The organism is Pontibacter litorisediminis (assembly GCF_029360645.1).
Taxonomy (GTDB): Bacteria; Bacteroidota; Bacteroidia; order Cytophagales; family Hymenobacteraceae; genus Pontibacter; species Pontibacter litorisediminis.
Map to the genome: position 1 here is coordinate 756303 of NZ_JARDUA010000002.1, position 15729 is coordinate 772031.

Annotated in this window: 13 protein-coding genes; 6 read left to right on the forward strand and 7 right to left on the reverse strand. The window is 55.0% G+C overall.

The features are described from left to right. The first annotated feature begins 131 nt into the window (after nt 1-131). Nucleotides 132-383, forward strand: coding sequence for a DUF3820 family protein (locus PXG97_RS09405; protein ID WP_276497506.1), 252 nt, complete (start codon nt 132-134; stop codon nt 381-383). A 1-nt stretch (nt 384) separates the two neighbouring features. Here PXG97_RS09405 and PXG97_RS09410 read toward each other — a convergent pair whose 3' ends face one another. Next, nucleotides 385-975 carry a pseudouridine synthase gene (locus PXG97_RS09410; protein WP_276497507.1) on the reverse strand — a complete coding sequence of 197 codons (591 nt, stop codon included), beginning with the start codon at nt 973-975 and terminating at the stop codon, nt 385-387. Between the two features lie 173 nt (nt 976-1148). Here PXG97_RS09410 and PXG97_RS09415 point away from each other — a divergent pair, with 173 nt between their 5' ends. From PXG97_RS09415 to PXG97_RS09425, 3 genes are read left to right on the forward strand one after another with little or no spacing between them, the layout of a single operon-like run. Then, on the forward strand, nt 1149-1835 hold the full coding sequence (locus tag PXG97_RS09415; RefSeq protein ID WP_276497508.1) for a carboxypeptidase-like regulatory domain-containing protein: 687 nt from the start codon (nt 1149-1151) through the stop codon (nt 1833-1835). Nucleotides 1836-1838: 3 nt separating this feature from the next. Further along, a complete protein-coding gene (locus PXG97_RS09420; RefSeq protein ID WP_276497509.1) occupies nt 1839-2120 on the forward strand; it encodes a GNAT family N-acetyltransferase in 282 nt (93 codons plus the stop codon). A gap of 9 nt (nt 2121-2129) precedes the next feature. Then, on the forward strand, nt 2130-2807 hold the full coding sequence (locus tag PXG97_RS09425) for an outer membrane beta-barrel protein (protein ID WP_276497510.1): 678 nt from the start codon (nt 2130-2132) through the stop codon (nt 2805-2807). A 258-nt stretch (nt 2808-3065) separates the two neighbouring features. Here PXG97_RS09425 and PXG97_RS09430 read toward each other — a convergent pair whose 3' ends face one another. Continuing rightward, complete coding sequence (locus PXG97_RS09430; RefSeq protein ID WP_276497511.1) at nt 3066-4586, reverse strand: gluconokinase; 1521 nt, start codon at nt 4584-4586, stop codon at nt 3066-3068. Nucleotides 4587-5219: 633 nt separating this feature from the next. Between PXG97_RS09430 and PXG97_RS09435 the strand changes: the two genes are divergently transcribed. After that, on the forward strand, nt 5220-5627 hold the full coding sequence (locus tag PXG97_RS09435; RefSeq protein WP_276497512.1) for a hypothetical protein: 408 nt from the start codon (nt 5220-5222) through the stop codon (nt 5625-5627). Nucleotides 5628-5641: 14 nt separating this feature from the next. On the opposite strand, the gene PXG97_RS09440 is transcribed toward PXG97_RS09435, so the two are convergent. Next, nucleotides 5642-6115 (reverse strand): META domain-containing protein, encoded by a 474-nt coding sequence (locus PXG97_RS09440; protein ID WP_276497513.1) that lies wholly within the window; start codon nt 6113-6115, stop codon nt 5642-5644. A 132-nt stretch (nt 6116-6247) separates the two neighbouring features. Next, entirely contained in the window at nt 6248-7087 is an 840-nt protein-coding gene (locus PXG97_RS09445) for a hypothetical protein (protein ID WP_276497514.1), read from the reverse strand. Nucleotides 7088-7467: 380 nt separating this feature from the next. On the opposite strand from PXG97_RS09445, the gene PXG97_RS09450 reads away from it, so the two are divergent. After that, nucleotides 7468-8511 carry an alkaline phosphatase D family protein gene (locus PXG97_RS09450; protein WP_276497515.1) on the forward strand — a complete coding sequence of 348 codons (1044 nt, stop codon included), beginning with the start codon at nt 7468-7470 and terminating at the stop codon, nt 8509-8511. 60 nt (nt 8512-8571) lie between these two features. On the opposite strand, the gene PXG97_RS09455 is transcribed toward PXG97_RS09450, so the two are convergent. The 3 genes from PXG97_RS09455 to PXG97_RS09465 form a co-directional block, all read right to left on the reverse strand. Continuing rightward, nucleotides 8572-9918 (reverse strand): amidohydrolase family protein, encoded by a 1347-nt coding sequence (locus tag PXG97_RS09455; RefSeq protein WP_276497516.1) that lies wholly within the window; start codon nt 9916-9918, stop codon nt 8572-8574. Nucleotides 9919-10007: 89 nt separating this feature from the next. Next, nucleotides 10008-13034, reverse strand: coding sequence for an amidohydrolase family protein (locus PXG97_RS09460; RefSeq protein ID WP_276497517.1), 3027 nt, complete (start codon nt 13032-13034; stop codon nt 10008-10010). A gap of 791 nt (nt 13035-13825) precedes the next feature. Next, the gene (locus PXG97_RS09465; RefSeq protein ID WP_276497518.1) at nt 13826-15721 is read right to left on the reverse strand and encodes an amidophosphoribosyltransferase; all 1896 of its coding nucleotides are present in this window, start codon (nt 15719-15721) and stop codon (nt 13826-13828) included. Between the last annotated feature and the right edge of the window lie 8 nt (nt 15722-15729).

Below are 15729 nucleotides of genomic sequence, written 5' to 3' on the forward strand. Positions count from 1 at the left end.
CGTCTCTAAACCGACTCAAAGTTATAACATATATTAACATCTGCAGCTGCTGCTCCTGCTGCTATTGCAGCCGCACAGAGGTATATAACCTTTAACTTGGCGCAATGTTGCGGATTGTTTACCTTGCCTGCATGAATACCCACGACACGCAGCCCAACTCCAACATCCTGCAGGAACTTGTACTGCACCGCATGCCCTTCGGCAAGTACAAAGACACCTTGCTCTGCGATTTGCCCGTGTCGTACCTGGAGTGGTTTAGCAGCAAAGGGTTTCCCCCGGGTAAACTGGGCATGCAGCTGGCCACTATGTATGAGATCAAAATAAACGGGCTGGATTACCTCCTCGCCCCGCTCAGGCGTAAGGCAGCAGGCCGTAAGGTGTAGCTCAGGCTAAATCGAAGCTGCTGACCTCCTGCACCTCTCCTGCCTCCATTCCACTGGCACGGATGTTCCCGATACGCACCCGCACCAGGCGCAGCGTTGGGAAGCCAACGGCGGCCGTCATCTTGCGCACCTGCCGGAACTTTCCCTCGGTGAGGGTGATAGAAACCCAGCTGGTGGGGCCATGGCGCTCATCGCGGATACGTTTGGCACGTTCCGGCAGCTCAGGGGCAGCCTCTAGTCTGTATACTTTGCAAGGCTTGGTTTGGTGCCACTCCTTTTCGGTGCGGATCGTGATGCCCTGGGCCAGCTGCTGCAGCGCCTCTTCGGTTATCAGCCCGTCTACCTGTGCGTAATACTCCTTCTCCACCTTGCTGCTGCGCACCAGCTCACTTGTCTTGCCGTCGGTGGTCAATGGCAGCAGCCCTTCGCTGTCCTCATCCAGGCGGCCTATGGCCATCGTGCCATCCGGGAAATCATACAGTTCGCCCAGGACTTTCTTTTTGCTGGTTTCGCTGATAAACTGGCTGATGTAGCCGTATGGCTTGAAAAGTACAAAGTGGCGGTGCATGACAAGCGTATTATTCGGGTGCAAAGGTACGGGTATGTTGTTACACTTGCCACCTGCAACCAAACATCCGCCGGCGAGGTCGTCCAGTAGAGGCAGCTGGGCTTTAGTATCTGCTTCATTTTTAAACGCATAGGGATATGAACCTATATCCTTTTATTAGTATATTACAAGTAGTCTCTTACTTGATGCCATCCCCCATGAAAACACGCGCCCCTTTATACTTTGTGCTGTTGCTTTTGGTCTGCAGCCTCGCCGCCTGCGAGCCGATCAAGTACGATTACATTAGCAAGTACTGCCCCGGCTCCTGCACCACCATCAAGGGGCGCATATCTGACCAAAACGGGGCGCCTGTGGCAGGTGTGCAGCTTCGGGCAAGCTGGCACAAGCCAAATTACCCCTTGGGCGGGTTTACCCGACATAAAGCTGTTGCCACCACTGATGTTAACGGCAACTATGAGCTGCGCTTCCTGCTGCGCGACCAGGAGCTGGTGGAGGGTTATATCAGCCTGGAGTCGGAGGCGGAACTGAACGCTTACCTGAGCTGCAGTGTCTCCAACAGGTGGTACGGAGGCGAAATCTCGCGCGACACTACGGTTATCCAGAACTACACGATCACGCCTTCGGCCATGCTCAAGCTGCACGTCACCCACACCCCAGAGCAGCCGCAGTTTCGAGCAGTTGTCAAGTATAAACTCCACCCAGCTGATCCCGACAGCTGCACGTTTGCCTACGACGGCAGCCCGGGGTACTTCGAGGACCAGGTGTATGTACCGGCCAATGTCCCTATCGTAGTATACACCGATAACATGGAAGCAGGGATTACTCGAAAAGAGGTGCTGACGCTGCAGCCAAACGAGGTCCGTGGCTATACGCTTGAATTTTAGGATATGGAATACGAAATCATCCACGAAGAGAAGTACCAGCAGTTTACCGCCAAACTGGAGCAGGACGAGGAGGCCGAGCTAGCCTATGCTAAGCCAGCAGATGGCGTGCTGGACCTGACGCACACATTTGTGCCAGAAGCTTACCGCGGCACCGGGCTGGCGCAGGAACTGATAACCACAGCACTGGACTATGCGCGCCGGCACAACCTGAAAGTGATTGCCACCTGCGAAGCCGTTCAGAAATACATCGCGCAGCACCCCGAGCAACAGGACCTGCTGCAGTAACCTTGTACGATGAAAAAACTGCTACTTTTTGCTTTCCTCCTGTCATGCACCTTGCCTGCCGCAGCCCAGACAGAGGCAACAGAACCGGGGCAGCAGCATGTGCTGGGCCTGCAGTTGGGCAGTGCCTTTGTGAGCGGCAACTTTGGCAAAGCTGACTTTTCGGATGCGTATCCGGCCTTTGCCCGCGACGGGCTGCTCCTGACAGGCAGTTACCGCTACAACCTGGGCAGGTACCTGGGCGTGGGCGCCTCAGGGAGTTTACGCCACAACCGCTACGACCTCGATGCCTTCGCCGACCCGGATGATGAGTTGGTGACAGGTAAAAGCTCCGAGGCCTGGCGCTCAGTATTTACCATGGCCGATGTTTACGCTCGCTTTCCGGTGGAAGAGTTGCTGGAAGTATACCTGAGGGGCTCTATGGGGGCATCCTTTAACCGCACCGCCTCCTGGCAGGTGCAAACGGTTTACGGTGACATTGTGATGCCAACCGACAAAGCCACGGCGCTGGCACTCGGCTGGGGTAGCGGCATTGGCTACAACGTGCGCCCCTTTCTGGTGACGATGGAGGCGGGCATGCTTTATACCAGGCCTGCATTTACCGTACCCAACTCCCAGGGCCGACCTATCCGGCACCGCCAAGCCCTGAACACCTTCCACGTAAGCCTGGGGGTGCAGTTTACACTATAGCCCCAGCTGCTGCTTGAAAAAATTTGTACTCCATTGTTCATGCCTCAATAATGGCTAATACCTTCGTTTATCCAGCATAAGGGCAATTTCTGAGGTTCTGCAGCGGATGAATGCAGAAAAATTTCGCAAATATTTCGGCACCTCGTAACCTTACATGCCTGGTACCGTTAAAGAGTATGGCTAAAAGTTGAAAATAGATTACAAAGAAGCCGGAGATTCTATCTATAGAATTTCCGGCTTCTTTGTTTTATACCTGCTTTACACTTTCCCCAGCTGCTCAAAGCTATCCTTCAGCTTCGGGTACAGCGACTCGAAGACGGCATAGCTTTTCGCGTATGTTTCGTAGTTCCTTGGAATGGGTTCGAGCGTCCGGCGCACCCGAATCATACTTTCGGCAGCTTCCAAGGATGGCAGCAAGCCAAGCGCATACATGCCCATGATGGCCGCCCCAAAGGCAGAGCCTTCGCGCGTTTCCGTCAGCTGCACTTTTTTGCCGGTAACATCCGCCAGCATTTGCACCCACAGCTCCGAGAAGCAAAAGCCCCCGTTGGCGTAAATCGAGGAAACGGGCCCGACGGTCTGCTCCAGTGCCTGCACCACACTGTTCACACTGAAGATCACGCCCTCCATCACGGCTCTTAAAAAGTGCGCCCGCTTATGGTTATACCCTGCCCCGATGAAGCAGGCACGGGCAGCACCATCCCAAATAGGGGCGCGCTCACCTAGCAGGTAAGGCAGGAACAGCAGTCCATCCGCACCTGGTTTTATACTTTCGGCCACCTCATTCAGCAACTCGTAGATGTCCTGGTCCTTCAGCCTGGCCTCGGCAGTTTCGGAGGGGTAAAAGGTATCGCGGAACCAGCGCAGGGCCACGCCTCCGTTGTTCACGGCCCCGCCCAGCACAAAGTGGTCTTCGTTCAGGATATAGCTGAACACCCGCTCCTGCAGGTCGGTGGCTGGCCCGCTGGCCATCATGCGCACCGCGCCGCTGGTGCCAATGGTTACCACTGCCTCGCCTGGACGCACGGCATGCGAGGCCAGGTTTGCCAAGCAGCCATCGCTGGCGCCGATCACGAACGGCACATCAGGCGGAAGGTGCAACAAGGCCGCATCCGCAGCCTGCAGGCCCCTGAAGGTATACGTGGGCGATACCGGCTCCGGCAGTTGCTCCGGCCTTACGCCCGCCACCTGCAGGGCATCCTCGTGCCAGATAAAGTCAAAGATATGGAACAGCCCCGTAGCGGAGGCTACCGAGTAGTCCACTTTATACGCGCCGAACAGGCGGTGCAGCACGAACTCTTTGATACCGATGAACCTTTCGGCCTGCCCGAACAGCTCCGGCTGCTCCTGCCGGAGCCAGCACAGCTTCACGAGCGGCGACATGGGGTGCACCGGCGTACCGGTTTGCAGGTAAATCTTGTGCCCCATGGAGCTGTTTCTGATCTCATCGGCATACTTGTAACTGCGGGAGTCGGCCCAGGTGTAGCTGTTGCTGAGGGGGTTTCCGGCTGCATCTATCAGCAGCAGGCTGTGCATGGCACTGCTAAAACTCACGCCCTCCACCTTGTACCCCTGCCCATCTAACCAAGTCGCCACCGCGCTCAGCGTGTTCAGCACCGCCTGCAGCACCATTGCCGGGTCCTGCTCTGCCTGCCCCGGCTCCTGGCTGATGATCGGGTACTCTTCGGAACGTTGGAACAGCACCTCCCCCTCCAGGTTGAAGGCTACGGTTTTAGTGCTCGTGGTGCCGATATCTACACCAATCATGGAGTGCTGCATAATTCTACTTTTATGTAAGCATACGTAGCCGCAGGCACAGGTTTATACTTCTCCCCAAAATCAGGTGCCATTGCCGCCAAATTACGTATAACAGACGCTGCCACGGCGGCTCCTGCCATGCGCCTGCTACACACACCGCACGCCCTGCGGGGTAACGGATACAGGTTTTACACAAAAGAGAGCTTTCCTGTACTTGCCGTAGGCCCGCTTACAGCCTGAGATGCAGGTACCGCTGCAGGCACTGGTTTAGCTAACGTCTGATCAAAAGTTTTTACCGTTATGGGGTATCTTTCACTTTTCGCCTTCCTGGGCATGCTCAGTCTGCTCACGGCCTGCTTCCGCTACAGAGAACGCAAAAAACCACAGAAGCAACGGTAACAGTTGTTTTCCTAACGGCTTTGCTTCTGTTTGGCTCCTCCTCCCTGTGGATAAAGTATGGAAATGTAGATAAACTGTGGGCAGGGAAAAAGCCTTACCACAGCAACCTTCTGTGGCTCAGGCGCTTTTGCGAAAACAAAGGATGCCCCCTTATACAGCCGTGTAAAATTTGTCCACATTCACATTTCGTACATAGTGATTACCTATTTTTGTAAAGGAAATAAAGGTTACACAAACAGGTAACGGACAGTAGCGATGATAAAGACAAACACACACAGAGGCGAGGTGATACGCGATGCCATAAAGGCTAGCGGCGTGGCAATTGGCGTAGTGGCCGAGAAGATGAGCATCAGCCGCAAAACGCTTTACAATAAGTTCAAGGAATCAAGCATACCGTACAGCTTTATCCTGAAGCTGGGCGAGGTGATTCACCACGACTTTTCACAGGATTTCCCACACCTGAGTAAAACTGTGAAAAAGGAAGCCCCGAAGCCGCAGCCGCAGATGAGCACCAACCTGCTCCTGCCTTTCGACAGCGAGCCTCAGGAAGTGTACAAGCCCAACAACCTCCGCGACTGTGAGCAGGAGCTGGTGAACCTGCAGCGCAAGTACATTAACCTGCTGGAGAAGTTTAACGAGCTGCTGCTGAAGACGCAGGCTTAGCCAAGGGCGCTCTTTTAGTCTATAATAATGCCGCCGGCAGGTGGGGTGGTCACACTTTCCTCCGTGCCTGACATAAAGGTAGCCACGGCTGTGCCACCAGCATACAGCGTCAGCAAATCGCCGGCAATCCGGTAGCTATCCACGCGACTGAGCACGTCGAGCAGTTTGTTTTCCTGGTCCATATCGGGGCAGGCCATGCGGGTGGAGCCGAGGTTGGAGAGTTTCAGGTTTTGCCCGTCCAGCTCATACCTCCCGAAGAACCTGTTGCAGCCCGTAAAGCCGTGCACCCGTGTTTTGCCTTCCTCAAAGCGGATAAAAGCGGTTTGTGTGTTCTGCGGCCGCTGCACATCCTGCCCCTCCAGCGAATAAAGTGCCCAATAGGCATCCAGTACGCTGTCGGTCTCGGCTGCCTGGTTTTTGTTTTGCACGGTGCAGGCGCCGGCTAGCAGCAAAAGCAGCGCAGGAAGTATGTATAGCAGTTTTTTCATCGTCTTGTTTTTTAGCTAAAATATAAACGGCCTGCCGGGCAATGTGTTTTAGACTGCGCAGCAGTTATGTAAAAGTACTGTAAAAAAAGCCCGCAGCTTAGCTGCGGGCTTTGTAGTTTACAAGCGGGTTAATTACCCTCTCGGAGACTCCATGCCATAGTTACTGGCGCCGTGGTGTGCGCTGTAGTCAGGGCCGGATGTTTCGCCGGGGCGACGGTAACGGCTGCTGCGCTGGCTGTAGTCGTCGTTGTCGCTCACATAGGAGCGGTTGCTGGCGTAAAGGCCTGTGGCATAGTTATCGCCTCGGTTTGAGTTGCGGATCTCGCCACGGTAGCGCTCGTCATCGCCACGGTAATCCCGGTCGTAGTAGTTGCGTTGGTCGCCGCCACGATAGTCGTTGTCGGAGCGTCTTTCCCGATGCTCCCCGCGGTCGTAGTAGGCATCTATGCCGAGCATGTTGTAGCCACGCTCAGAGCGGCCACGGTACATCTTCTCGTCCTGGTTAAAGTCTTCGTAGCGGCGGCCCTGGCCCCCGTGTTGGTAGCTGTTGTCCTGGCGGTTGTACCTACCGCTGCCTTCGCTGTAGTTCGTGCCGCGCGAGGTCCCGTACGTGCCGTATTTATCCTCTGTTCCCCAACCGGTGCCTCTGCTGCGCTCGTAGCCGCCGCCGTCGTTTCGGCTGTTCCCCATGTACGGGTTCGGGTCGCCGTAGTGGTAGCTATCCCGGTTACTGCTGTCGGTCAAGCCGCGGTAGCTGCTGGCACCGTAGCCTGCCACGGGCCCGCCACTGCGGTAGCCAAAGTTTGGATCCGGGTTATGGCCCCGCACGTTGCGGTACTCTGCATCATCATCGCGCATGCCGTAATAATTTCCGTGGCGGTTGCTGTAGCGCTCTCTGTAGTTCTGGAAGCCATCATCGCGGTTGTTTCTATCTTCGAAGTCTCCTCGGTAGTTTCTCTCGTTCCTTTCCATAGTTATGTCAATTTGGTTTTAATGTTACTTCCCCTATAAACGCACCAGCGGCGCATACGTTGGGCTTTTGTCGTCTCGCCCCCTAAACGCCCTGCTTTATCATGTTGAGTCTTAGAACTTAAAACAGCCTGCATAGTACCCGGTTACCATTGGTCGAGGCAATTGGTCTGTTTATCTAATACATTCGTTTGTAGCGGAATTAAAGTCTACCTTTATAAAGCTGACCAGGGCATATACAGAGGATTGCGCCTCTGCTTAGCCCATAAGCAAAAGAAGTTTGTTGTTTGTTATACTTAAAGAATACCCCTGCGCCACTGGTCCAGGGGTTTTCTTTTGCCCTCCCCGGAACATATGCGCGGCAGCCGATGTAATGGGTAGGTATGTGTAGAAAAGATTTCTCCCTCAGGCACCTGGCACTGTTCACGCTGGTCCTGTTCCTGCTCCCGGCTTATGGCCTGATGGCCCAGCAAAAAACTACCATTGCGTTCGGTTCCTGTAACAGCCAGGATGAACCGCAGCCGCTTTGGCCCTCCATTGTGGCTGCAGACCCCGACTTGTGGATCTGGCTAGGCGACAACATTTATGCCGACACCGAAAGCATGGACACGCTGGCCAGCAAGTATAACCGCCAGTTGCAGCACCCCGGCTACCAGGCACTGCTCAAGACTGCCGCCGTTACCGGTACCTGGGACGACCATGACTATGGTTACAACGACGCAGACGGCACCTATCCCTACAAGGCCCATAGCCAGCAACTGTTTCTAGACTTTATGGGCGTGCCTGCCGATGCCCCTGTGCGAGAGCAGGAAGGGGTTTACCGCAGCTACACCTACGGGGAGGGTGAGCAGAAAGTGAAAGTGCTCTTACTCGATGGCCGCTACCACCGCGACCCGTTCAAGGAACTGTTCGGCATGTACCTGCCCAACTTCGGAGGCGAGCTTCTGGGGGAGGCACAGTGGCAGTGGCTGGAGCGCGAGCTAACCGACTCCGATGCTCAGATCCACATCATCGCCAGCGGCATGCAGATTCTCCCAAACGGCCTTGCCTACACCAACTGGTCGGCTTACCCGAATGCCCGCAAGCGCCTGCTGCGGCTCCTGGAAACTGTACACCCGGCTAACCCTATCCTGCTCTCCGGCGACCGGCACGTAGGCGAGTTGGCCAAGATTGACATAGCAGGTTACCAGCAGCCGGTGTACGAGATCACCTCCAGCGGCATGACGCACCACCGTAAGCCAAGCAAGCGCGGCAACCGTTACCGGGTGGGTGAGCAGGTCGGCGCCCTGAACTTTGGCCTGCTTACCATCGATTGGGGAGAAAAGGAAACCAAGGTGACGATGCAGATACGAGGCCTGGAGAACAAGGTGCTGCTGGAGCAAAAGCTAACTTTTGAGAAAGAACCGGTGCCTGTTTCCAGCAGATAGCCAGAAAAAAAGCGGGCTGCCATACATAGGCAGCCCGCTTTTTTTTATCCGCAAGTATAATTACTTACCTGCGGAGGATGAGGTAGCACCGGCCGGCACCTGCTGCTGCTGGTGCTTGTACTTGTTGTCAAACTTCTCGTACAGCTGCTTGTGCTTGTTGTTTAGGTCTACCTGGCGACCCTGGATAAAGGCGTACGTCACGTTGTTGGTGCGCATGTCCAGCAAATCGCCGGAGGATACCACCAGCGTGGCATCCTTGCCCACTTCCACAGAACCAGCCTGCTTCTCAATGCCCAGGATTTTGGCGGTGTTTAACGTAACAGAGGCCAGCGCCTGCTCTTTGTCCAGGCCATAGGCGGCGGCAGTGCCGGCAATAAACGGCAGGTTGCGCGTGCCGTGGATGCTCAGGTCATAGTCCAGCGCGAACGGAATACCCGCCTTATGCAGCAGGTAAGGCGTTTTGTAGGGCATGTCCACATCCTCCTCCGCACGCGACGGCAGGGCATGCACACCAGAGTAAATCACCGGGATGTTGTTTGCCTTCAGGAAGTCGGCCACGGCCACGGCATCGCGGGCTCCCACCACTACAATCTCTTTCACACCGTGCTTCTTCGCAAAATTAACCCCCTCAATAATCTCTTTGCCGTAGTTGGCGTGGATGTAGAGCTTGCTGGAGCCATCGAACAAGCCAGTCATCGAGGCCAGCTTCAGGTTCTGGTTATCATGCTTGCCCGATTTGTACACGGCCGCATCGCGGAACAGCTTCTCCAGCTCCAGTATCGTTTTCTCACGCTCTCCGGCCATGCGCTTCAGGCGCTCATCGGCCTGGCTGTTGCCGGTCTCGATCAGCATGTAAGGCCAGTTCAGGTGCATGCCCTCATCAGCTTTCACAATGGCGTCTTCCCAGTTCCAGGCATCCAGCTGCACGATAGACGAAGTACCGGAAATCGTGCCACCGATTGGGGTCAGCTGCGTCATCAGCACCCCGTTAGCACGCACCGTCGGGATGATGTCAGAATCGGTGTTATAAGCGATCACCGAGCGCACGTTCGGGTTCATATCGCCTACCTCGCGCCAGTCAATCGTGGCGCGTACGCTCTCCACCTCGTTCAGGCCAAGCGTAGCGTTCGGCTGGATGAGGCCGGGGTAAATGTGCTGGCCTGTTACATCCACCACCTCATAGCCATTCACATTAGCCCCACTCTGCGGACCCGCATACGTGATTTTCCCGTTATCGAACCCTACGGCGGCGTTCTCCACCACCTGCCCGTTGCCTATGTGCAGGGTAGCGCCCTTTAGCAACAGCGGCTTGCTTTGCTTAGGTGCCGGGGCAGGCACCTGCGCCATTACCGGTACTGCAAAAAGCAGCGCCACCAAAGCCGAAATATATCTTTTATGGATTTTCATCTTTCAATTGTTGAATTGTTGGATCGTTATATGGTTGATCAGGTACTAAGAACAACCACTTAACAATTAAACCACTTAGCCATCAAAAACTAGTATGCGAAGTACGACTCCTCCTCGTTGTGCTCCACGTCTTCGCAGTGTACCACGTGTGCTTTTTTGCTTCTCGGAGCCTGTGTTTTAGCACCGCCGCTCTTCTCGCTCAGCATCTTCTGCACCAGGCGCATGCGCTCTTTGTCCAGTTCCTCGCGCAGCTGCTCGTCGCGCTCCAAGTCGTAGTAGGCAACGCCATCCACGAAGGTCTTCAACGGCTTCGCATAAATGGATAGCGGGTGCTCGTTCCACAGCACGATGTCTGCGTCCTTGCCCGCTTTCAGGCTACCCATTCTGTCGTCGAGGTGCAGGAGCTTGGCAGGGTTCAGGGTCACCATTTTCAGGGCGTCCTCTTCGCTCATGCCGGTATACTTCACGCTCTTGGCAGCCTCCTGGTTCAGGCGGCGGGCCATTTCCGCATCATCAGAGTTAATGGCGGTTACAATACCCAACTGGTTCATAAGGCCGGCGTTCTGCGGGATCGCATCTTTCACCTCCATCTTGTAAGCCCACCAGTCGGCGAAGGTAGATCCACCCACACCGTGCTCTTTCATTTTGTCAGCTACTTTATAGCCTTCCAGGATGTGCGTGAAGGTGTTCACCTTAAAGCCCATTTCGTCAGCCACTTTCATCAGCATGTTAATCTCGGACTGCACGTAAGAGTGGCAGGTGATGAAGCGCTTCTCGTTCAGGATCTCCACCAGCGCCTCCAGCTCCAAGTCGCGGCGTGGGGCCGGCATTTTGGCCTTCTCGCGCTTGCTCAGCTTGTTATAGTTCTTATGGGCCTGCTCATACTCTTTGGCTCGTGTAAAGGCATCTACAAATACCTGCTCCACCCCCATTCTGGACTGTGGGAAACGGATTGTCTGGGTGCTGCCCCAGTTCGACTGCTTCACGTTCTCACCCAGCGCAAACTTGATGTAGCCGTCGGCATTCTCCACCAGCATCTCCTCGGCGCTCTTGCCCCAGCGCAGCTTCACAATGGCCGACTGGCCACCGATTGGGTTGGCAGAACCGTGCAGCAACTGTGAGGTGGTAACGCCACCAGCCAGCTGGCGGTAAATGTTGATATCCTCCGGGTTCACCACATCGGCCATGCGTACTTCAGAGGTAACAGACTGGGTTCCCTCGTTCACGCCATCCAGAGCAATGTGCGAGTGTTCATCAATGATACCTGGTGTTACGTGCTTGCCGGTACCGTCGATCACCCGGGCACCCGACTCGCTCAGGTTCTTCCCTACTTTCGCGATCTTGCCGTTCTTGATCAGCACATCGGCATTTTCCAGTTTGCCTTCTTTCTCGTTAGTCCAAACCGTGGCGTTCTTGATCAGCACGGTTTCCTGCTTAGGCAGCTCCGGCTGGCCGAAAGCCTGAAACGGGTATACCATGCCACCGATAGCGGCATTTTCCTCTTCCTTCTTGGCACGGTCTTTCTTCTCCTGCTGGGTCATGGCCTCAGAGTAGGCAGCTACCCATTTCACAGAAGAGGCGTTTGGCAGTTGGCCTTCGCCCTGCAGGTTCTTATCAGCCACCCAACCGCTCAGGCGGATGCTCTGCTTGCTGTCTTTGCTTTCAGCAAAAGAGATCGTTACCAGGTTTCCCTTAATGCTGATGTTGCCTTTTACGGTATCTTTGGCAATCACCTGCAGCTCCGGCTTCTCGGCGGTACCTGAAACCAGCAGCTTACGGCCGGTGTCGTTGCCCAGCTTTAAAGTATAAACGCCGCGGTAATCGGCGGGCACATCAGAGATTTTATATTGCTCGCCCTGCACCCAGTTCTCCAGGATCATCCCCTCCTCCGAGAAAAGATTATCCGTGGTGATGATGAAGTTGGCCAGCATGCCCTTGTTCAGGCTACCCACCAGGTTTTCTGCTTTCAGCAGCTTGGCTGGTGTCGCTGTCAGGGCTTTCAGCGCCTCCTCTTCGCTCAGGCCATACTTCACGGCTTTGCGCAGGTTTGGCAGGAAGTCTTTTTTGTCTTTCAGGTCGTGTGCCGTGAAGGCGATAGTGACACCGGCTTTCTGCAGCAGGCCCGCGTTGGCAGGCGCCATTTCCCAGTGCTTCATGTCGTTCAGGGCCACACGGCGTGCATCAAACGGGTCCTCCACGTTATAAGCGGCCGGGAAATCCAGCGACAGGATGATGGGTGCGTTGGTCGCCTTGATCTGCGGCAGCATCTGGTACTCGTCGCCGGCACCTTTCATGATGTACTGCTTGCCAAACTCGTCACCCACTTTATCCGCACGCAGCACATTCAGTTTGTTATCAACCTCAAATATCTGCGGGAAAGCGTTAGCCTGTGTAAAAGCGGCCAGAGAGATATTCTGCTCTTTCTGCGGATTCTGCGCATTCCACTGGGCATCCAGGTACGTCTGGCGCAGCAGGGCAACAGAGCCCATCAATGAGTTCGGGTAGTCCTGCTTCGAAGTACCTTTGTCGAATGATAGCGCAGCGGCGGCTTTGTCTTTCAGCACCACTTCGTTCTCCCGCTTCTCAGCCAGTGTTACCAGTGCGGCCGTGCCGCGGGCAATGCCGTCGCGGTGCACCGCCAGCACCGTACCAAAACCCTGCTTGCGCAGCTCCTCGGCTTTTTTGGCATCTACTTTAAACAACGCTACCGCGTCTGTCTCCGGTCGAATGGCCTCGTTCCAGTTGTAGGCACCCTCTTTGGTAGACTCCATCTGCGGGGCGGCACGCCAGTTGCGGCGCTCTGCTTTTACCTCCGGCAACCCGTAGTCGCTGAACATATCCACCAAACCAGGGTAGATGTGCTTGCCTTTGGCATCCATCACCACGGCACCGGCAGGCACTTTTACGTTAGTGCCCACGGCTTCTACCTTGCCGTTTCGGATCAGGAGGGTCGCATTGGGAATGGTGGTTTTGTAATCAGTATGGACGGTGGCGTTGGTGAAGGCCACGAGTCCGGCGCGTTCGTCGTACACGCCGTTGCGCGGAAAAGTCTCCTGCGCCATTACACCACCTGCACTTAAGGCGAGGCAGGCTGCAATGGTTAAGATTTTCTTCATTCGTAAGGTTGGAGTTATAGTTTAAAGTTCAGACAAGTTCGGTTATCAAGTTAAGCATCAGGAAGATAAAATGCTATACTTTGCCTATGCTATATTGCAAGCTTTGACTGCTGCTGCTGCCCAAGGTTTAATAGGTTGTGGAAGGTTTTGAGAAGTATCGCTCTTCGGGCTGATTTATACTTTCATAATCTTCCCATTGCTGGCGCAAAGGGTTGTTTGTGCCTCTATCTGCCTCTACTTCCCATTGCGCTGGCGCGAGTTTTCAACTCGTGCCTCACTATGATGTTGGGTTTGCAACCCAACTGGCTCTAAGAGCCATACCTAATGCTTTTGCTACACATTCATAGCCCCTGCTTCCCGCAATTTGAACCAAGCTATCCTTACTAGCTGCCGTTCATCCTTCAGACTTACAAACCTATCGTTTCACCTCTGGCCTTGGCTCCCTCCAGGCCGGGAGGCCTCGTCCTCGGGCATCGCGCTGTGTGCCTGAAGCTGCCTCCGCTCTGCTCCGGCTGCCTCACTGCGTTCGGCACCGCAACATGCACAAGGCGCTCAACCCAAGGACTGGGATTAGGTTCGATAGCACCGCTGACGGAGCTGGAACCAGGCCCCCTCCCCTGTACTTAGGGAGGGATGGGGTGGGGTGAACTCACCTCCTCGGAGGCCAGAGGTGGGTTAACAGGCAAAACAAAACGCGAACACAGATGCTTGCCGGAGCATGTTAAAAACAAAACCGGCCGCTGCACATGATGCAGCGGCCGGTTCAGGTATGTGTTTATACTTTATAGTTCTTAATAAGCTCTTCCGGACTTGTTCTCCACGAAGTTCATGAAGGCACGGTTTACCACGCCGGTACCACCCGGGGTTGGGTAATTGCCTGTGAAGTACCAGTCGCCTTTGTGGTTCGGGCAGGCTTCGTGCAGGTCTTCTATCGTCTGGTAGATCACTTGCACCTCCGCCTTCACATCAGGGGCCTTAACAATTTCAGCTACTTTGTCCGATAACTCATAGTGCGTGAACAGATCGTACAGCTCCTGCACAAAGTTTGTCTCCTTGAAAGCAGGCGTACCGGCAGCAGCTAGACACTTGTTATAGGTTTCCTGCACCTTGTCGGCTTGGCCAGTGTCCTTAAGGAGGGCAAGCAGCGCTCTAAAGGCCACAAACTCCTTCATGCGCGACATGTCGATGCCGTAGCAGTCCGGGTAACGGATTTGTGGTGCGCAGGAAACGATGATGATCTTCTTCGGCTCCAGTTTGTCCAGCATTTTGATGATGCTCTTCTCCAATGTAGTACCACGCACGATGGAGTCATCCAGCACCACCAGCGTATCTACGCCTTTCTTCACCACCTCATAGGTCGTGTCGTATACGTGCGTTACCAGGTCGTCGCGGCTGTCGTTGTCGGTAATGAAAGTACGCAGCTTGGCGTCTTTGATCACCAGCTTCTCGGCGCGCGGCTTAAACTGCAGAATCTCGTCCAGTTGCTCCTCCGTTAACTGCTGGTTCAGGATGGCTTGCTTGCGGTAGTCGCGCAGGTGGTTCTCCAGCCCTTTCATCATACCCAGCCAAGAGGTCTCGGCGGTGTTGGGGATATAAGAGAACACGGTGTTCTTCAGGTCATAGTTAATGGCCTCCAGAATCTGCGGGCACAGCAGCTTGCCCATGTTCTTGCGCTCCTCGTATATTTCCGGGTCGTTGCCGCGGGAGAAATAAATGCGTTCGAAGCTGCACGACAGTTTCTCGCGCGGCTCCACCACCTCCTTCAGCTCCGGGTTGCCGGCCTTGTCCACGATCAGGGCATGGCCGGGCGTAATCTCCTTGATCTCGCTATAGTCTATGCCGAAGGCTGTTTTGATGGCGGGCTTCTCGGAGGCTACCACCACTACCTCATCATCCATGTAGTAGTAAGCAGGACGGATGCCGTTCGGGTCACGCATCACGAAAGACGCACCGAAGCCAGTCAGACCGGCCATGGCATAGCCACCGTCAAAATCCCGGGCAGCACGCTTCAGCACGCGCTGCATGTCCAGGTTCTGCTCGATCAGCAGCGTGATTTCTTTGTTGGTATAGTCGCCTTTCTTGTAGTAGTCGAAAAGACGCTGGTTCTCCTCGTCCAGGAAGTGGCCGATCTTCTCCAGCACCGTAATCGTGTCAGACTTATGCTTGGGGTGCTGCCCCAGGTCCAGCAGCTTGTTAAACTGCTCGTCCACATTGGTCATGTTGAAGTTACCGGCCACGGCCAGGGAGCGGCTGCGCCAGTTGTTCTCCCGCACCATGGGGTGGCAATTATCCACGCTGTTAACGCCGTGGGTGCCGTAGCGCAGGTGGCCCAGGTATACATCGCCCAGGAAAGGCATGTTCTCCCACACCCACTCCACATCCTCGGCCCTTTCCGGGTACTCCTCCTTCAGCTTCTTATACTCCTTCCCAACCTTGCCAAAGATGCTGTCGATGGCGCGGGTCTTTACAGAGCGGAAACGGCTGATGTAATCGATGCCGGGCAGGGCGTTGATCTTGATACTGGCTACCCCGGCCCCGTCCTGACCGCGGTTGTGCTGCTTCTGCATGAGCAGGTACAGCTTGTTAACACCATATAACGGAGTGCCGTACTTTTCGGCGTAATAGCTAATCGGTTTACGGAGCCTGATTAAGGCGATACCACATTCGTGCTTAATTGCGTCGCTCATGAGTGCTT